Origin of the sequence: Glaciecola sp. 1036 (genome assembly GCF_050306235.1) — a bacterium.
Classification (GTDB): Bacteria; Pseudomonadota; Gammaproteobacteria; order Enterobacterales; family Alteromonadaceae; genus Glaciecola.
Genome location: NZ_JBLWFH010000008.1, coordinates 100,712 through 119,815 on the forward strand (window position 1 = coordinate 100,712; position 19,104 = coordinate 119,815).

A 19,104-nucleotide genomic window follows, 5' to 3' on the forward strand; every position below is an offset into this window, starting at 1 on the left:
CACTAGACCTTATAGGAGCCCACATGAGTCAAATTGATACAGCTTTTACTAAACAGCAAAAAGACGACAATATTTGGTTGTCTCAAACAAATAATTCGCCATTTAATTTAGTCGATCATGGTGTAACGCCAATAACCTTAAACACAGAGGCTGATGTGGGGCAGGCAATGCTGGATGAACTGCTAAAGACAGCGGAAGAAAAATCAGGTGACATAAATATTGCGTTACTCGGTGGTCGAGGAGCGCAACAATTACATAAATTGCTTGGAAAACTGGCAACAACAAACCAATTAGATGCTTTGTTCTCGCGCTTGAACGTATTTACTCAAGATGCGTTAGCGCCAATGAGCATGGATAACTGTTTTAGTTTTGTACGAGATTTTGAACGTATTTTAGGGCCAGACTTTTTTAACAAGATTAAAAGTTTCACGCCTATGCAAACCGATACACCAAATTTAGAAGCTGGTCTGATGAAGTATTTGCAAAAGTTATCTTCTTTAGGTGGACTAGATATTTTTTTCCTAGGGCATGGACCTGAACAAAATCAAGCTTCTCATCTTGCTTACATTAAACCTTTTTCGGGTGCTAGTTATCACCATTTGGCAGGCCTAATCCCTATTTCTGATAGTATTTTGGCGCACCATATAAGCAAGTTTAAGGCGGGCGGAAGCCAAGTGAACGAGGTAGATGAAAAAGAGTGTCGCAATGCTCAATTCATTTTAACCCTTGGGCCTGCAGCGATTTTACAAGCAACCAAGATAGTACAATCTGTAGTGGATGCTGATTCAGCGCCGGCTAAAGTTGAAACTTATGCAAAGGTGTTAAGTACTCCTCTAAGCCATGATGAACAAGAAGCGTTATCACAATTAGACGCTAATCCCGGGTTATGGGTGAGGTTGCATCCAAACGTTAAGTCATTTGTGTTGCCTAATTTGGGTTGTGACAAGCGTTAAGCATAATAATTTGTCTAAATTAGAAAAATAAAACAGTAAAATTGTCGGTCACATGACATGATGCATCGTCTTTTTATGCTAAACAGCGTATAAAAGGCAAACAATAGACCAATTTAAAAGAAATGGATTTTTATGAACGCAAGCATTTTAGTTTTATCTGGTTACATCCTCTGGTTGATGTTGTTGTTACTGTTATTAGCCGGTTTCCGCACTTATTGGAATCAAGCAAATAAGCGTAAATCGTTAAAATTTAAAGCTGATGGTTCCGACTTAAATGATATAGGACAACGCATAACACGCGCCCATTTAAATATGGTAGAAAGCTTTCCGTTTATTGGGGGGACTTTATTACTGGCATTGGCGACAGATTCAACGGCAATCACAAATGGTTTGGCATACGTACTATTAATTGCGCGAATCATTCAAAGCGTTATTCATATTAGTTCGGTCGCAAACTTCGCCATTACCCTAAGATTTGTATTTTTCTTAGTCCAATTCGGTATTTGTGGTTATTGGTTAGTCAAGATTATCGAAAAATTCATTTGAGCCTGAGGGAGATAATGTACACAGCAGTGAAATTTTTTCATCTACGTGTAAATCTGACCATGCTTTTTTTTGTATAAAACCCAGAATCTACTTTGATTTCATGTAGTTAGCTTTAGGTCCAAAATTTGCAGATATTATTTTGTAGAAAGAGGAGATTTAATCATGTCTATAGAAACTGAATTTGACGATCGAATAGCAGTGGCTGTCAAAGGAGACATGCCAGTTAATCAGGCTAAAGCATTATTGAAACGTGACATTGGTTTGGACGAAAGTGAAATTAATGTGGTCACCCCCGACGACGCTCGGGTAGGTGAGAAACTTGAGATGAATTCCACCCAATTAGGCGAAAAAATGCTGTGGTGGCATATATTCTTCGGTTTTATCGGATTTTTGATCGGTATGTTCGTAGCCTTTTTATTAGTGCAATTCGGTCCTCCGTTAACTCAAGAAAATCCTATTTTTACCTTCATTGCATTGGTCAGCCCAGGTATATTCTTAGGACTTTTTGTCGCTGGTGCACTGTCGTTGAAGCCTGAAAATGACGCTCAGAACCTCGCCGTAATGTCACGTCAAGCTCACCGATTGCCAACCTTGCTAATCAAGCCAAGAAGTACTCGGAATAAAGACGACATAAAGTCTGCTGTAAAATCCATAAATGGGCTTACATTAGTAGAAGAATAAAGTATCCTTGCTGCCAAATCTTGAATTGGCAGCAACCATTGAGCCCTGAATGTTCTCATTTTTCGAAAAATTAACGGACCCTTTCCCATCTCAACAACCTACTCAACCGCCTACGACTTTGTTTGGCTTTATAAATTATTACTCAAAGGGCATGTGGTGGATACTGATAAGCGTATCCTTTTTAAGTGCATTGGTTGCTATTCTTGAAGTCTCTTTATTCGGTTTTATGGGCCAATTAGTCGATTGGTTTGCAGACCGTGATCCCTCGACCTTCATAGAAGAAGAAAAAACGACCTTAATATGGATGGGATTACTGGTGCTATTGGTAATTCCGGGTGTCGTTATTCTTGAATCCATGATTACTCATCAATCAGTTTTGGGCAATTATCCTATGCGCATACGCTGGTTAGCCCATAAGTATTTGCTAGGTCAGAGCCTATCCTTTTATCAGGATGAATTTGCCGGAAGAGTGGCAACCAAGGTGATGCAAACGGCGCTCTCGGTGCGAGAAACCGTCACAAAAGTGCTGAACCTAGCGGTTTATATCATTGTGTACTTTGTTTCAGTGGTTATTTTAGTATTTTCTACGGATTGGCGCTTAACCATACCATTGCTTACATGGTTGGTGATTTATATCAGTATTCTGCGTGTGATGCTGCCAAAGCTGAAAAAGGTTTCCCAAAAGCAAGCCGATGCCAGATCCGTTATGACAGGACGCATCGTTGATAGTTATACCAATATCATGACAGTAAAGCTGTTTTCCCATCACAGCCGAGAAGAGACCTATGCCAAAGAAGGCATGAGCAAATTCTTGCATACAGTTTACCCACAGATGCGCTTGGTTACAGTGTTACAGGGATTCGTATGGTTTAGCAATTCGCTTTTGGTTTTCAGCATTTCTGCGTTAGCGATATATTTGTGGATCCACGGCACTGTTTCTCCTGGGGACATCGCCATTGCCATAAGCTTAAGTTTACGATTAAACGGTATGTCCCAATGGATAATGTGGGAAGTATCAGCTTTATTTGAAAACATAGGCACAGTGCATGATGGTATTGCTACCTTGTCTGTGCCTGCTTCTGTAAAAGATAAAGAAAATGCCCATCAACTTAAAGTCAAAGGTGGTGAGGTTGCATTCAACAAGGTCAATTTTGCGTATAAAACCCAATCTGAAAATCCCATTTCTGTATTTGAAAATCTAGAGGTCACTATTAAACCTGGCGAAAAGGTTGGGTTGGTAGGTCGCTCTGGCGCTGGAAAATCGACCCTAGTTAATCTGTTGCTAAGATTTTATGACATAGACTCTGGCCAAATCAGCATTGATGGGCAGTCTATTGACGATGTTACTCAAGAGAGTTTACGTAGCCAAATAAGTATGGTGACTCAAGATACTTCTTTGATGCACAGGTCAGTACGTGACAACATCATGTACGGTCGAGAAGATGCTACCGAAGAACAAATGATAGCTGCTGCCAAACAAGCTGAAGCCCATGATTTTATTCTTACCTTGTCGGATGCAAAAGGTCGAACAGGCTATGATGCTCACGTGGGCGAAAGGGGGGTAAAGCTTTCAGGGGGACAACGTCAACGTATTGCCATTGCTCGCGTAATGCTTAAAGATGCACCTATATTATTGTTGGATGAAGCAACGTCGGCTCTCGACTCTGAGGTAGAAGCAGCGATTCAAGAAGGACTAACACAAATAATGGAAGATAAGACAGTTTTAGCAATTGCTCATCGTCTTTCCACCATTGCGCAAATGGACAGATTATTAGTCTTAGATAACGGTCGAATCGTCGAATCAGGTAATCATGAAGCCTTGTTAAAGCAAGGCGGGATTTACGCGAAACTTTGGGCCCATCAAACCGGTGGATTTATTGGTTTGGAGTAAGAAGTTTAATAAGTGTAGGTTTAAAATTTATACTTTTGGATAGTGTTTTTCTGTAAAAATCTTCCGATAAAACAGTGTATTAAGTATGTGTATCACGTTTGTACATCTTATTTTTAAGAGCCCGAATAAACGTATTTAGCAAAAAAACTGTTTTAACTGAGGAAATTTCCACATGGACGTCGGTCAGGTTCAATCAAATCTAGACATAATCTGGATAATCATCGCTGCTTCAATGGTATTGCTAATGCAGGCTGGGTTTACTTCTTTGGAAACTGGCGCAACAAGAGCTAAAAATACCAGTAATGTGGCAATGAAAAACATCACTGATTTTATAGCGTCGGTATTGATTTTCTTTGTGGTGGGTTACGCCTTTATGTTTGGCGAATCCTTCAATGGCCTTATAGGTACGAGCAATTTTTTCCTTTCTTCAGTTTCCCAAGATCTTGATTACGCCAATTTTGTATTTCAAGCGACTTTTGCCGGTACAGCCGCTACCATCATTTCGGGCGCAGTTGCTGAAAGAATGCAATTTACTTCTTATGTGATTGTCAGCGCTTTAGTTGTTGCCTTTATTTACCCGATCTCAGGACACTGGATATGGGCTGAAAACGGTTGGTTGGCTGAATTACAAATGGTGGATTTTGCGGGCTCTACTGTGGTCCATTCATTAGGTGCTTGGGTGGGATTAGCTGGTGCCATCATGCTTGGTCCTCGTATTGGCCGTTTCGACAAAAATGGTAATCCGCAAAAAATTCACGGACACAATATGGTGCTTGCGGTAGTTGGCGTACTGATTTTGTTTTTTGGCTGGTTTGGGTTTAATGGTGGCAGCACCCTCAGCGGCGATAGTTCTATTGCATTAATACTGCTGAACACCATGATTTGTGCATCAGCTGCAGGCATGAGTAGCTTTGTTGCTAGCCTTTTCACCTATAAAGGTGAGGTCCATATTGAAAAGATGCTCAATGGCATTATCGGTGGCTTAGTGGCGGTAACAGCTGGCTGCGCGGTACTTACACCAAGCGGCGCTATGTTGTTGGGAGTTACTGCAGGCATTATTGTGTTCTGTGCTGAAGAAGTTGTTCTGCGAGTATTTAAACTGGATGATCCTGTCAATGTTATCGCGGGTCATGGAATAGCAGGCGCTTGGGGGACTTTAATGTTAGCCTTCTTAGCGCCAGTAGAAAACCTGCCACTGCAAAGCAGTTGGCAACAATTTTGGGTGCAGACTCAAGGTGTTTTAGCTGTCTTTGTTTGGGGATTTTCTAGCGGTCTGGTGTTATTTTACGCGCTAAAAGTACTTAACAAATTAAGGGTATCAGAAGATGCCGAACTCATGGGTTTAAACGTACACGAGCACGGCGCTAGCTCAGGTTTGTTAGAAACCATGATTACTATGAAAAGTATTGTTGATGCCAACAATGGAAAGGGAGAGTCCGATTTGACACGTCGAGTGGAAGTCGAACCTGGCACGCAGGAGGGTGACGTCGCCTCTTTGTTTAATCAGTTGATTGAGTTGTTTCAAACAACCATTGCTGAAATTAAATACAGTGTGAAGGATATGACAAACGCATCTTTGATGATGCAAGATGTGTCTCATGGACTTAGCAAGGATGCTACAACTCAACGCCAGCATATTGCTGGTGCCACCTCGGCAATTAAAGAGCTGACGGGTACCATAGGAGAAGTGGTATCGAGTTCAGCCAACACTGCAGAAGCGACCAAGGAATCTGCAGTCAAAATCAAACAAATGCAAAAGGAAATGCAAGATTCACTGCATTCGGTCGAGCAATTATCAACCCGAATTGATAGCAGCCAATCTACCTTGGAAGAATTGTTAAAACAGAACCAATCCATAACTGGAATTTTAGAAACCATTACAAGCATTTCAGATCAAACAAACTTATTAGCCTTAAACGCTGCCATTGAGGCGGCTAGAGCAGGTGAAGTAGGAAGAGGTTTTGCGGTTGTGGCAGAAGAAGTGCGCGCACTTTCAGGTAAAACTAACCAAGCCACACAACAGATTACAGATTTAATAGCTCAGCTTTCTAAAAACTCAGAACAAGCTTCGCAGTCTATGTTGCAAAGTAAAAACGAAGCTGATGCCACTGTGCAAAGAGTATCTTTTACAGCACATAATTTGGAATCTCTGGCTGATTTTATACAACAGATTGAAGATATGTCAGTACAAGTTGCGGCGACTATGGAGCAGCAATCAGGGGTTGCTTGCCAGATAAATAGCAGTATGCAAGAGCTTGAAGTCTTGACACAAACCAATACTCAAAGAGCCAATAACGTCCAGGACACTAGCGATAAACTGAATTTTTTATCAGCCGCGCTAAACCAAAAAGTGACGGGCATGCACGTGGGCGAGGGTAGCGCTCAATTGCATTAATGTTGTGAATCAGGAAAGACTTGCGATGAAAAATAATTAGACTAGGATAGTCTAACTACTCATTATCTAAAGGATTGCTTCGACTTAATCCAATAAGTCGTGCGTTAGAAACCAATATGAACAAATTCGCAAGCCTGATATTCACCCTCAGTTTTTTACTCATCTCCTGCACTAACATTGACGCTAAGGTTCCTTCTGCGTCTAATGAAGAAAATGTTCAAGGCTTTTCGAGTCAACGATTATCCCGCATCGATGAGGTAATGCAATCTTATGTGGATGAACAAAAACTCGCGGGCAATGTCACCTTAGTTGCTCGCAATGGTGAAATCGTGCATTTTTCTGCCCATGGTCAAAGAGATCGTGAAGCTCAGCTTCCCATGACCAAAGATACCATTTTTCGAATTTATTCAATGAGTAAACCTGTTACAGCGGTAGCCGCGCTTACCTTGTGGGAACAGGGTAAATTCCATATGAATGATCCTATTGAAAAATACTTACCTGAATTGGCAAATTTAAAGGTGTATGTCAGTGGAAGCGGAGATTCTATGCAGCTGGAAGATACCCATAGGTCAATTCAAATCATCGATTTATTCCTACATACAGCGGGATTTTCTTACGGCTTTACTGGTAGCGAAGTAGATAAGCTTTATCAAGCATCTCCAATTGGTTTGGGGAAAGCTGATCCTGAGACCGTATTAGCTGAATTGGCAAAACTACCTCTCAACCATCAACCAGGTACACGATGGCATTATGGCGTTAACACAGATGTGTTGGGCTTTTTAGTCGAGAAAATAACGGGCATGAAGCTAGGCGAATACATGCAACAAGTTATTTTTGATCCTCTGGAAATGAAAGACACTGGCTTTTTTGTTAAGCCAGAAAATGTAACTCGATTTGCCGCCATCTACAATGCCGGTGAAAATGGTGAAGCCACGCCTATGCAAAACGAGCCTTTAGGTGACTTTTTAACTGATCCAGCAGTGCATAACGCTGGTGGAGGCTTAACCTCAACGGCTGGTGACTATTTAAAATTCTGCCAAATGCTTCTTAACGGTGGTGAGCTAAATGGGGTAAGGATTTTAGGTCGTAAAACAGTGGAGTATATGGCAAGTAATCATCTTCCTGAAAACCTAGTTCCCTTTGGCTCAGGCTCACCTGGCGAAGGCTACGGCTTAGCGGTATCAGTCACAGTCGACCAAGGTCAAGTGCCCTATATGAGTTCCAATGGAGATTATGGTTGGGGCGGTGCGGCGTCTACCTACTTTAGAATTGATCCAAAAGAAAACATTGTCTTAATGTCTTTCACCCAGTTTATGCCATTTGGTTATCACCCTTATCACAATGATTTTCGCAATTTGGTTTATCAAGCGCTGGTGGATTAGTGCCACTTTACATACTGGCGATGAGCAAGGTCATAGGGCTTTGCTCTGTTTTGTAATAAAATGTCCTACAGAAAAAACGATAGTATGAACATGAGTATCGCTAAGATTTGTTGGATGAGTTTTTGCATTGTCGTTTCCTAACTCGTGCCTAAGCACTAATTCCATATTTTTCCGATGGGTATGACTGTAACAAATCAATTCAGTTCAGCCATGTGGCAAAAGTCATAAAATAAACTATAAGATAGAATTCAACAAACATCTAATTTTTACAAAACCTAGGTTTTACATAATAATGCTGGAACAGGTGCAATGGAGACTTCGAATGAGTACAGAAGGCGTTAAAATCGACTATGCGTTTATTGCTGAACTTGAGGGAGGCAACGTATTAAAAGGCTATGTGCCTGACGCGCAAAATAGTCAAAGTGGCGTGACCTTAGGGATTGGATTTGATTTAGGCGCTCGCAATATTCAAGATCTAATGAAGTTGGGGCTTAACCCCAAATACCTACAGTTGCTTGGGCCCTATTTAGGACTTAAAGGCGAGCAAGCGCAAGCATACTTACAGCAGTACCCAATTGAAATTGATGAAGCATTGGCAAACGCACTGAACTCAAGCGCCAAGAGTAAGATGATTGAGCAATTGGTCGAGCGATATAATGCAGATTGTAACACCGCTTTCGTCGATATTCCTGCAAAATGGCAAACCATCATTGCTTCGGTTGAGTTCCAATATGGTTCTGTCAAGCAACGATGCCCGCGCTTTTGGCGCCATGTCACACGTCAGGATTGGCCAACCGCGGTAAAAGAATTGCGTAATTTTGGAGATAGATATCCTACTAGACGCATGAAAGAGGCTGACTACGCATTAACCCTATGAAAAAAGTCGTTGTTATTGTTTGGCTAATTTTTGTTTGCTCATGTTCAGCAACTCAACCACAAATGCAAAATAAATTACCTGAATTAGAGCTTGCGAAGGGCTTTGTAGTAAATGATTGCAACGGATACAACCTGGCTAGAGCTGCATTTAAACTACCTGATACCTATCAAAGTCAAATACTAGCTCAAGACTATTTGGCTTGTTCTCTGACGCCCAATATCCGTTTCCAACAGGATATAGCGTCTCAAGTGTTAACAACTATATTCAACAGTTCAAAACCTACTGATTTACCATTATCAATTAATCCACAACTAACGAGAAGTAATGTGTTTGCGAATAGCGGATTTGAGCTCGATGGCAATCAGTTACAGTTTCAGGCTAAAGCTCAACGTATCGAAATTATTTATAAGGGGCAGATAACGCCTATAAAACATCTGTTATGGGTTAAAGATAGGATAGATGCCGGAAACTATGTGGCTTTTTATCCGGTGTGGGGGATTTTGCAAAATGACGGGCGAATCAGTTTTTCACCCGTCTACGCAAGTGGCTATTAACCCATTATTTCATTTGTTTATGCTTGGGATGTAATTCGTCAAATTCAGGCAGTTTTTTCTGTTGTTCGGATTTTAACGCTTCCATCACATCTGGCATCTGGAACATACCACTTTGCCAAGTAGCCATATATGTAAGGCTATCATTTACGCTATGGTCCCTAGAATAATTAAGCATAGATTTGCATCCAGAAACGGCTAACGGAGAGTTAATTGCCATCTGTTTGGCCAGTTTGAATACAGCAGCAAGCATGCTCTCTTGATCAGGATAAACAGCATTGATAAAGCCATGGTCTAGTGCTTCTGCTGCAGGAAAGTTACGACCTGTATACGCAAGTTCTTTTACCAACCCTTGTGACATTAGGTGAGGTAAACGTTGCAGTGTACCGACATCTGCTGTCATCCCTATTTGAGTTTCTTTAATGGTAAAAAAGCTGTCTTGAGTGGCGTATCGGCAATCACATGCAGATATCATATCCACAGCTCCTCCCACAACAGCCCCATGAACTGCGGCTAAAACTGGGATTCTTATTTCTTCTAATGCATTAAAACTATCTTGTAGTTCCAATACCATGCGTCTTAGTCTTTCGGCTCTGCGTCCTGGTTCACCTTCAAAACTGGATTGCATGTTTTGAAATACAGATAAATCCATGCCTGCACTAAAATGCTTTCCTTGGGCAGAAATTACGATAACGCGAGCTAAGCTGTTTTCATCAATAAAGCGAACTGCTTCGGGTAATTCATGCCAGAATTCTGGAATCATTGAGTTTAGTTGTTCAGGACGAGACAGCACAATATGCGCAATCTTATCTTCAATAGAAACGGTCAGTGTGGTTAAGTTTTCAATCGGTGATGATGACATAAGAAGCAATCTCCTTTTTTGCCAAAGATGTTATATCAGTGTTAACTAGAATACGAGAAACCCCTGCTTATGTGATGTAATTAAACCGATGAATATAACCACAAAGAATGTCCGAAAACATTTTTACTAATTTAAAACGAAGCAAAACAAGGTTTTTGCTGTCCAGACAATTGTAAAAATCCATGAAAATCGTTTTGTTTAGCTTGTAACCATTGCCATCTTGAGTATAATACGCGTCCCTCCCTTATGACGCTGACGTTTCCCCACAATCGACAAACTCACAAGGGTAGTGTAACTGTAAGAATTTAAAAAGATTTTAGGGGTGTAGTTCGAATTGGTAGAACAGCGGTCTCCAAAACCGATGGTTGGGGGTTCGAGTCCCTCCACCCCTGCCAATATTTGTTGATAGTCGATAAATATCGACATATCTTAAAGGTAACACAAATGAGTGATAAGGCAGAAAAGACGTCTAATTCGTTAGACATGGTAAAATGGCCATTGGTCATAGCTATAATCGTTGCTTTGGTATACGGCTATGAAACCTATACTGATATCAGTATTTTATACAGAGCCATTGGCGCATTAGTACTGGCAGTAATTGCTTTAGGTATAGCTGCAACAACGCACAAAGGTTCTACCTTTTTAACCTTTGCTAAAGAAGCGCGTATCGAAGTGCGCAAAGTTGTTTGGCCTGAGCGTCAAGAAGCGGTTAGACTTACGCTAGTTATAATAGCAGCAACAGCAATCGTGGGCGTAGTCTTGTATCTTTTTGACATGCTAATCGTATGGGCTGTAGGACTAATCACCGGCATCGGAGCATAAAATGTCTGAAAAAAAATGGTATGTTGTTCAAGCATTTTCCCAATATGAATCAAGGGTTAAAAAGACCTTAGAAGAATATATAAAAATGCATGGCATGGAAGAATATTTCGGTGAAATTTTAGTACCTACCGAAGAAGTTGTTGAAATGCGTGCCGGTCAAAAACGTAAATCAGAGCGTAAATTTTTCCCTGGTTATGTGCTAGTCGAAATGGAAATGAATGAAGATTCTTGGCACTTAGTTAAGAGCATCCCTCGTGTACTAGGTTTCATTGGTGGAACTTCTGACAGACCTATGCCAATTTCAAAGCGCGAAGCAGATGCTATTTTGAATCGCTTAGAAGAATCTGTAGACAAGCCAAAACCAAAAACTTTGTTCGAGCCGGGCGAAGTGGTTCGTGTTACCGATGGTCCATTTGCTGACTTCAACGGTGTTGTAGAAGAAGTAGATTACGAGAAAAGCAGACTTAAAGTATCTGTACTTATTTTCGGTCGTTCAACACCTGTTGAGCTTGAATTTAGTCAGGTTGAAAAAGGGTAATAACTCCCAACATAGATAGTTGACTGTCATCAACACAATCTGAGTTAACCCTTAAAAAATCCAGTGCTTAGTCACTGGATTTTTTTTTGTTGTATTTTTAACCTGCCGTGAAGTAAATTAGTTCGCACAACTACAGTTAAGCCAATGGAATTGAAATGATCAAAATATATGGAGATATGCAATCTGGGAACTGCTATAAAGTCGCCTTGCTGTGCGCGTTCTTGGATGTCCCACATGAGTGGATTCACACCGACATTTTAAAAGGCCAAACCCAAAGTCTTGAATTTGAAAAGCTTAATCCAAATAAGAAAATTCCTTTAATTGTGTTGGAAGATAACCAGACGCTTTGGGAGTCAAATGCCATCTTAAATTATCTAGCCGAAGGCACTGATTTCTTACCTGAGAGCACTTTAGATAGAGCTAGAGTTCTACAGTGGCAGTTCTTTGAACAATATAGCCACGAGCCTTTCATTGCGGTAGCTCGTTATATTAATGTGTATTTAGGAATGCCTGATGATCGCAAACAAGAGTTCGAAATGAAACAAGCGGGTGGCAACAAAGCTTTATCTGTTATGGAGCAACATTTAAAAGAAAATCAGTACTTTGTAGGAGACAGTTTAACAATCGCAGATATAAGCCTGTTTGCTTACACTCATGTAGCACATGAAGGTGGATTTGACCTTGGGTTATATCCAGCCATACAGCAGTGGATTGATAAAATTAAAGCAGATCCTAAATTTATTCCTATGTCGTAGGGTTAGTTAGTACTCATTAAGGTATTAAGGTAAAAACACCCAATCGATTATCATTTTAACAACCGATTGGGCAGGTCTCTGAATTAGACTTCTTCTGGACTTCTATCGTCCACTAATCCTTTATCCAACATAACTGACTGTATTTCCGATACACTGCTTGGATCGTCAATGGTAGATGGCACAGAATATTCCTGTCCGGAAGCTATTTGACGAAGAAGTTTTCGCAGTATTTTACCTGAACGGGTTTTGGGTAAACGGGGAACGACTATAGTGCGTTTTAAACAAGCCAATGGCCCTATTTTTTCGCGTACCATGGCAACCAGCTCTGCTTGAAGTTGCTCCTCATCAATGTCTACTCCATCTTTTAACAAGGTCAGGCCTACTGGAACTTGCCCTTTGAGCTTATCTGCAACGCCAATAACGCTGCATTCAGCTACTGCTTCATGAGATGCCAAGACTTCTTCCATTTCACCCGTCGATAAGCGGTGACCTGCTACGTTGATTACATCGTCAGTTCGACCCATGATGAACAAGTAACCTTCTTCATCCACATAACCGCCATCGCCACTGCAATAATAGCCGGGATATTCAGATAAATAGCCTTGTTTAAAGCGTTCAAAGTTACCCCAAATCGTGGGTAAACAAGAGGGAGGGAGCGGTAATTCAATGGCAATAGTACCTTGGGTGTTGGCGGGAAGTTCATTCCCGAGTGAATCAAGAATTTTGACATTAAATCCTGGTACGGGCACTGTTGAAGACCCTGCTTTGGTCGGCAATGTGCCCAAGCCAACTGGATTAGCACAGATTGCCCAACCAGTTTCGGTTTGCCACCAATGATCAACTACTGGCTTACCGGTTTTTTCAACTGTCCAATGATAAGTCGGCGGATCTAAACGTTCGCCTGCCATAAAGATAGTTTCAAGGGCACTCAAGTCGTAATCGCCAATGAGCTTACCATCTGGATCTTCTTTGCGAATTGCTCTAAATGCAGTAGGTGCCGCAAAAAGTGCTTTGACTTTGTACTCTTCAGCAACTCGCCAGAAGCCACCTGCATCTGGCGTACGAACAGGCTTACCTTCGTAAACTATAGTAGTGCAACCGTAAATTAAGGGACCATAGACAATATAAGAATGTCCTACAACCCAACCAACGTCAGATGCTGCCCAAAAAACATCTCCTGGTTGCATACCATAAATAGTGCTCATGGAGTAATTTAGCGCGACGGCATGACCACCATTATCACGAACAACCCCTTTTGGCTTACCTGTGGTGCCAGAGGTATACAAAATATATAAAGGATCGGTTGCTTTCACTGCTGTGCAGCCAGCGGGTTCGCTAGAATCTACAAGGGTATTGTAATCGACATCACGACCTTCGACCATTGATGCTTGGCATTGCTCTCGTTGCAATAACACTACACTCGACGGCTTGTATTCTGCCAATTCTATTGCTTCATCAACCATGGGTTTATATTGAATAACGCGTTCAATTTCGATACCACAAGAAGCTGTCACTACTACCTTGGGTTGGGCATCATCAATTCGTATCGCGAGTTCATGAGCACTAAAGCCACCAAATACCACTGAATGAATAGCGCCCAAGCGCGCCACAGCTAACATTGCAATAACGGCCTGTGGAATCATCGGCATGTAAATGACAACTCTGTCACCCTTTTTCACACCCAAAGAAGCTAAACCACCGGCGAATTTAGACACCGCCTCTTGTAATTCCTTGTAACTGATTTTTTGCTTAGTATTGGTGACAGGAGAATCGTAAATAATGGCCGTTTGATCGCCTTTACCTTGGTCAACGTGATAATCCACTGCTAGATAACAAGTATTTAATTCACCGTCGACAAACCATCGGCCAATACCATTCTCGTCGTTTTGCAAGATTGTATCTGGTGCCTTATACCAAGCAAGCTTCTCTGCCTGCTCGCGCCAAAACGCTTCTGGGTTATTTACTGCATTTCCATATTCTTGTTGATAGCTCATATTAACCTCATGGTGAATTCACTTCGTTTGCTGTAAGCAACGATAGCGCAAAAGGGCATCTAATTTGATAAGACTTCGGGCTTACATCTGGCGATTTTTGACATTTTGGTTTTATACTTAAGTATGCAATTTAATCCTATTAAATGTTTTTTAATAATTTATACTTAAGTAGAGATGCGAAAACTAGAATTTCGAGCGGCTACCATGTTGGGTGATTATGCACATAGAAAACAAATGCAGTTTTCTTTGCGTAAGTTAATTGTATTGACCTGCATATTACTATTTTCGACGGTCATTGTAGCGCAGTCAGAAAATGATCCCTTAGTGGTTATTAACCATGTTGATAGCCCTCTCAAAACCTTGACAAAAAAACAGGTTGTCGATATCTACATGGGACGAGCCATACAGCTTCCCACTAACGAGCGGGTTTTGGCACTGGATTATGAAGATTCAGAGAATTTACGAGAAGCCTTTTATCTGCAACTTATTGGTATGAACACGAAGCGCGTAAATGCTTATTGGTCAAGATTGCTTTTTTCAGGCAGAGCGCTCCCCCCAAGTCGCGTGGTTGATTTAAACAGCGCAAGCGAACTATTAACGGCGAATTTAAATGCCATTGCTTTTACTCGAAAATCCGACCTGCCAAAAGGATTTAAAGTGTTATTTGAGTTTGAGAATGAGAAGGTGAATTGAGATGCCTAGATTTCTTATTTTCTTCGTTTTAATGAGCATAAGTTGCCTGACGAATGGTAACGAGAAGTTACGAATTGACGGCTTTGCCACCCTAGCATTAACCCACATTGACGATTCAGATGTAAAGTTTAGAGCCTCATTGACCAACACTGGCCGCTCTTCTACTAGTTTCTTACCCGATTCTGTAATCGGCGTGCAAGCGCAATATAGCTTCAACGATAAATTTGAAGCTGTTATTCAAGGGTCGTTTACTGACAAGTCATATCAACATTTGTCAACTTACATCAATATGGCATTTTTGCGCTATCGAGTGAATAACGCCTGGTCTGTTAGAGCGGGTCGACTAAACACCAAGCTCTATATGCTTTCAGAATATCGGGATGCAAATTATGCTTATTTATGGGCTAGACCTCCGATAGAAATGTATGGTGCAGCGACCAGCTCATCTAAAGTCGATGGCGTTGAAGTGACCTTTGCTGACGATGTTCAAGGTGGGCATATAACTGCGTCGCTCGCATATGGCTATACTCCTGTAAGGATGGACGGTCAGTCAGGTGAATTTAAATTAGACTTTACTGAGGCTTTGTTTTTAAGTCTGGAGCAACAGTTTCTATATTGGAGATTTAGTTTATCTGCTGCAACGGGTGTTATGGACAACTATGAATTTCCAAATTTTGATAGTTTTATAGCAAATCTAAACGCTATTCCTACAGAGTTTTTCCCCCAAGGAAAAATCATTGCAGATTACTTTGATCCTGAAAACAAGCGAGCAAACTACCTCAGTGTTGGTGCAGCATTTGACGATGGAGAATGGATATTTCAAACAGAACTTGCATTCTATCGTGCAAATTGGAGTAGTTTGGCGGATGCTAAATTTGGCTACATATCGCTTGGGAAACATATCCAGAGTTTTACCCCTTACATTATGTTGGCATTCAACGAACCTGAAGAGGATTATGAGATCTATCCGTTACCAGACGTTTCTCAACTTCCACCGCCTTTAAATTTCGCAATTCCGGCGTTGCTCAATACAACGAATAACTCAACTGTTAATACTGCTATCGACCAAACTTCAATCGGCTTAGGTCTGCGCTGGGATATGGCAGAAAAGTGGTGTCTTAAAGTGCAAGTGAATCGATATAAAATTGATTTTCCTGGTTCAGGATTGTTTGGCAATAACGCAATTCTTGGGCAAACTCAATCCCGAACCACCAATGTATATCATCTTAGTGTGAGTACTGTTTTTTAAGCTTATGAGAAATTGGAATCAGTTTATCAATGTCCGAATTTCCTTGGTGATAGCGTCACTGAGTATATTGCTGGTGACAGTCACCGCGGTGTTAGGATATTACTACAAACTAAATCAGCAGAATTTAGCCAATCGCCATGTAATTGAACAGATAGGAGCAAGTGTCGAGAGGACTGCCGCGATATCAGCATATTTAAATGACGAAGATTTGGCGTTAGAAATAGTCAATGGACTTGTGTTAAACGATTTAATCAAAGGGGTAATACTGACAGGCGATGATGATTTACTCGTTAAAACTGGAGATATTTCGAGCAAAAAAAGTATAGTGGTTGAATTAAATGATCCCTTTAGCCCAGAAATTAACGTAGGCGTGTTACAAATATTCCCCGATGACGCCTTAATCGTTAAAAATGCGCGCAAAGATAGCTTTGAAAACGCTGTCCTGTTTACCATTGTAAGTTTGTTTATAGCTGCAAGTGTTGGCGTAGTAGTACATTTGCAATTAACTTCGCCTTTGCGTCGTCTGACTACCAAATTCGAAAAGCAAAGTGATTTAAGTCCCGAGCGTTTAAAGCCTATTGATATCGCCTATCCAAGACAAGACGAATTGGGGCAAATGATAAAAGGTATTAATGTCTTAGTTAGTACAGTTCAGGCGCAGTTTTCTACCGAGCAGCAATTGAGGCAACATTATGAAAAACTGCAACATCACTTTAAGTTAATTTTCGAACAGGCTAGCGCTGGCATTGGGATTATTGATGGTAACAATAAGTTGATAACAAAAAATCCGGCATTTGAGCAGCTATGTCCTAGTTTGAAAACCTCGACTGAGTTTTTGTCTATATTCGAAGATAACAGTCACCTGCTATCGCACCTAGAACATTTGCGTCAAAGTCACTCGAATCAGCAAGTGGCTATAGATCTCTCCTTAATTGTTGATGGTAATACCAGAGTGTTGCATTGCCTATTCGCCAGAATATCAGGCGAGCGTTCAGTGATGCGAAATAAGCATGATGTGCTTATTGAAGTCATTGCCCACGATATTACAGAGAGAATAGATAGAGAAAAGCGAATAAAATTTGAAGCTGACCATGATTTATTAACAGGCCTTAACAATAGACGCGCTTTTCTAAGAAAAATGGCCGAAAGGCTGGATGGACATAAAGCTGGACGACATCAAAATAATTTTGCTTTACTGATGATAGATTTAGATAAATTTAAACCTGTGAATGACACCTATGGCCACGAGGCGGGTGATAAAGTTTTACGCCATGTAGGAGAGATTATAACCACTAGTTTTGAATCCTATAATTCGGTCTGTTGTCGATGGGGTGGGGATGAATTCATAATAGGTTTTGAAATTGCCGCTGATGATGAAAGACTCGCGACCATTTGTAAGCGCCTTATCCATAACATTAGTCAGCCTTTAACTGTTGCTAGTGAAACTCAAGTAACCATTGGTGCAAGTATTGGCGTGGTGCATAGTGCGGATTTTGATTTAGACATACAAGGCTTAATGAACGAAGCCGATAAAACCATGTACGAAGTAAAAGAAAAAAGCCGAGGCGATTTCCTGATTGCCAAACCGGACAAATCAGCATAGACAAATTACTTAAATTACCTGTAATAAAGTATTGCATTGTTCATTTTAAAAGCATATAATTTGCGCCCTTTTTTATGCGAGGGAAGCCGTTTGAGTAAGTATTCTCTTTACTTACAAGGCGCTTGACCCATTTAATAGAGAGCAACCATTATGGCGAAGAAAGTTACTGGCTTAATTAAGCTACAAGTAGGTGCGGGTTCAGCAAACCCAAGCCCACCAGTTGGTCCTGCATTAGGTCAACATGGTGTAAATATCATGGAATTCTGTAAAGCATTCAACGCAAAAACAGAATCATTGGAGAAAGGCGCTCCAACACCAGTAGTTATTACTGTGTATGAAGATCGTTCTTTTACATTTGAAACAAAAACACCACCTGCATCTTACTTATTGAAGAAAGCAGCAGGTATTAAGAGTGGTTCAGGCCGTCCTAACACTGAAAAAGTGGGTAAAGTGAATCGTGCGCAATTAGAAGAAATTGCGAAAACGAAAGAGCCTGATTTAACAGCAGCCGATATGGATGCCGCAGTACGAACCATCGCTGGTTCTGCGCGTTCAATGGGCTTGAATGTAGAGGACTAAGACAATGGCAAAATTATCTAAGCGTTTACGCGCTATTCGTGAAAAAGTTGATCCGGTAAAAGAGTATCAATTTGATGAAGCCGTTGCTCTTCTAAAAGAATTTGCAACTGCTAAGTTTCCTGAAAGCATCGATGTTTCAGTAAACCTTGGCATTGATGCTCGTAAATCTGACCAAAACGTTCGTGGTGCAACTGTACTACCAAACGGTACTGGTAAAGATGTACGTGTAGCTGTATTTACTCAAGGCGCTAACGCTGAAGCAGCTAAAGAAGCTGGTGCTGATATCGTAGGTATGGAAGATCTTGCTGAGCAAGTGAAAAAAGGCGAAATGAACTTTGACGTTGTAGTTGCTAGCCCAGACGCAATGCGTGTTGTTGGTCAACTAGGTCAAATCTTAGGTCCACGTGGACTTATGCCAAACCCTAAAACCGGTACAGTAACGCCAGACGTTGCTACTGCAGTTAAAAATGCAAAAGCTGGTCAGGTTAGATACCGTAACGATAAGAACGGTATCATTCACGCTAGCATCGGTAAAATAGCGTTTGAACCGCAACAAATTAAAGAAAATCTTGAAGCGCTTTTAGAAGCATTAAGAAAGGCTAAGCCTTCTTCTGCTAAAGGTACTTACTTCAAGAAAATTAGCTTAAGCACCACTATGGGTGCTGGTATTTCGGTAGACCAAAGCTCTATCAGCTAATACCAAAGCTAACTCTGAAAAGGCTATGGGTTGGAG

At 41.0% G+C, this 19,104-nt stretch carries 18 protein-coding genes and 1 tRNA gene; 17 read left to right on the top strand and 2 right to left on the bottom strand.

The features are described 5' to 3' along the window. The first annotated feature begins 23 nt into the window (after positions 1-23). The 8 genes from ACNKW3_RS12905 to ACNKW3_RS12940 all read left to right on the top strand — a co-directional run bounded on the left by ACNKW3_RS12905 (position 24) and on the right by ACNKW3_RS12940 (position 9,279). Entirely contained in the window at positions 24-953 is a 930-nt protein-coding gene (locus ACNKW3_RS12905; protein WP_427399717.1) for a 6-phosphogluconolactonase, read from the top strand. A gap of 132 nt (positions 954-1,085) precedes the next feature. Beyond that, positions 1,086-1,499 (top strand): MAPEG family protein, encoded by a 414-nt coding sequence (locus tag ACNKW3_RS12910; RefSeq protein WP_427399718.1) that lies wholly within the window; start codon positions 1,086-1,088, stop codon positions 1,497-1,499. 162 nt (positions 1,500-1,661) lie between these two features. Next, complete coding sequence (locus tag ACNKW3_RS12915) at positions 1,662-2,180, top strand: hypothetical protein (protein WP_427399719.1); 519 nt, start codon at positions 1,662-1,664, stop codon at positions 2,178-2,180. Positions 2,181-2,229: 49 nt separating this feature from the next. After that, complete coding sequence (locus ACNKW3_RS12920; protein WP_427399720.1) at positions 2,230-4,071, top strand: ABC transporter ATP-binding protein; 1,842 nt, start codon at positions 2,230-2,232, stop codon at positions 4,069-4,071. 172 nt (positions 4,072-4,243) lie between these two features. Beyond that, positions 4,244-6,466, top strand: coding sequence for an ammonium transporter (amt, locus tag ACNKW3_RS12925; protein ID WP_427399721.1), 2,223 nt, complete (start codon positions 4,244-4,246; stop codon positions 6,464-6,466). Positions 6,467-6,582: 116 nt separating this feature from the next. Next, positions 6,583-7,848, top strand: coding sequence for a serine hydrolase domain-containing protein (locus ACNKW3_RS12930; RefSeq protein WP_427399722.1), 1,266 nt, complete (start codon positions 6,583-6,585; stop codon positions 7,846-7,848). Between the two features lie 322 nt (positions 7,849-8,170). After that, entirely contained in the window at positions 8,171-8,725 is a 555-nt protein-coding gene (locus tag ACNKW3_RS12935) for a pesticin C-terminus-like muramidase (RefSeq protein WP_427399723.1), read from the top strand. Continuing rightward, entirely contained in the window at positions 8,722-9,279 is a 558-nt protein-coding gene (locus tag ACNKW3_RS12940; RefSeq protein WP_427399724.1) for a hypothetical protein, read from the top strand. The genes ACNKW3_RS12935 and ACNKW3_RS12940 overlap by 4 nt, the downstream gene beginning before the upstream one ends. Before the next feature lie 4 nt (positions 9,280-9,283). Here the strand turns inward: ACNKW3_RS12940 and ACNKW3_RS12945 are convergent, their stop codons facing one another. Then, on the bottom strand, positions 9,284-10,138 hold the full coding sequence (locus ACNKW3_RS12945; protein WP_427399725.1) for a crotonase/enoyl-CoA hydratase family protein: 855 nt from the start codon (positions 10,136-10,138) through the stop codon (positions 9,284-9,286). A 318-nt stretch (positions 10,139-10,456) separates the two neighbouring features. Between ACNKW3_RS12945 and ACNKW3_RS12950 the strand changes: the two genes are divergently transcribed. The 4 genes from ACNKW3_RS12950 to ACNKW3_RS12965 all read left to right on the top strand — a co-directional run bounded on the left by ACNKW3_RS12950 (position 10,457) and on the right by ACNKW3_RS12965 (position 12,253). After that, positions 10,457-10,533: transfer RNA gene (locus ACNKW3_RS12950), tRNA-Trp, on the top strand. A gap of 49 nt (positions 10,534-10,582) precedes the next feature. Then, positions 10,583-10,960, top strand: coding sequence for a preprotein translocase subunit SecE (gene secE, locus ACNKW3_RS12955; RefSeq protein WP_427399726.1), 378 nt, complete (start codon positions 10,583-10,585; stop codon positions 10,958-10,960). Between the two features lies 1 nt (position 10,961). After that, positions 10,962-11,498 (top strand): transcription termination/antitermination protein NusG, encoded by a 537-nt coding sequence (gene nusG, locus ACNKW3_RS12960; RefSeq protein WP_427399727.1) that lies wholly within the window; start codon positions 10,962-10,964, stop codon positions 11,496-11,498. Between the two features lie 158 nt (positions 11,499-11,656). Beyond that, positions 11,657-12,253, top strand: coding sequence for a glutathione S-transferase family protein (locus tag ACNKW3_RS12965; RefSeq protein ID WP_427399831.1), 597 nt, complete (start codon positions 11,657-11,659; stop codon positions 12,251-12,253). An 83-nt stretch (positions 12,254-12,336) separates the two neighbouring features. On the opposite strand, the gene ACNKW3_RS12970 is transcribed toward ACNKW3_RS12965, so the two are convergent. Then, a complete protein-coding gene (locus ACNKW3_RS12970; protein ID WP_427399728.1) occupies positions 12,337-14,247 on the bottom strand; it encodes a propionyl-CoA synthetase in 1,911 nt (636 codons plus the stop codon). 174 nt (positions 14,248-14,421) lie between these two features. Between ACNKW3_RS12970 and ACNKW3_RS12975 the strand changes: the two genes are divergently transcribed. The 5 genes from ACNKW3_RS12975 (at position 14,422) to rplA (ending at position 19,068) form a co-directional block, all read left to right on the top strand. Further along, positions 14,422-14,940, top strand: coding sequence for a hypothetical protein (locus tag ACNKW3_RS12975; RefSeq protein ID WP_427399729.1), 519 nt, complete (start codon positions 14,422-14,424; stop codon positions 14,938-14,940). A 1-nt stretch (position 14,941) separates the two neighbouring features. Next, positions 14,942-16,189: a hypothetical protein gene (locus ACNKW3_RS12980; RefSeq protein ID WP_427399730.1), complete on the top strand. Its 1,248-nt coding sequence runs from the start codon at positions 14,942-14,944 to the stop codon at positions 16,187-16,189. A 4-nt stretch (positions 16,190-16,193) separates the two neighbouring features. After that, on the top strand, positions 16,194-17,792 hold the full coding sequence (locus ACNKW3_RS12985) for a diguanylate cyclase domain-containing protein (RefSeq protein ID WP_427399731.1): 1,599 nt from the start codon (positions 16,194-16,196) through the stop codon (positions 17,790-17,792). Between the two features lie 150 nt (positions 17,793-17,942). Beyond that, positions 17,943-18,371, top strand: a complete 429-nt coding sequence (rplK, locus tag ACNKW3_RS12990; protein ID WP_427399732.1) for a 50S ribosomal protein L11 — start codon at positions 17,943-17,945, stop codon at positions 18,369-18,371. A gap of 4 nt (positions 18,372-18,375) precedes the next feature. After that, a complete protein-coding gene (gene rplA, locus ACNKW3_RS12995) occupies positions 18,376-19,068 on the top strand; it encodes a 50S ribosomal protein L1 (RefSeq protein ID WP_427399733.1) in 693 nt (230 codons plus the stop codon). The last annotated feature ends 36 nt before the right edge of the window (positions 19,069-19,104 follow it).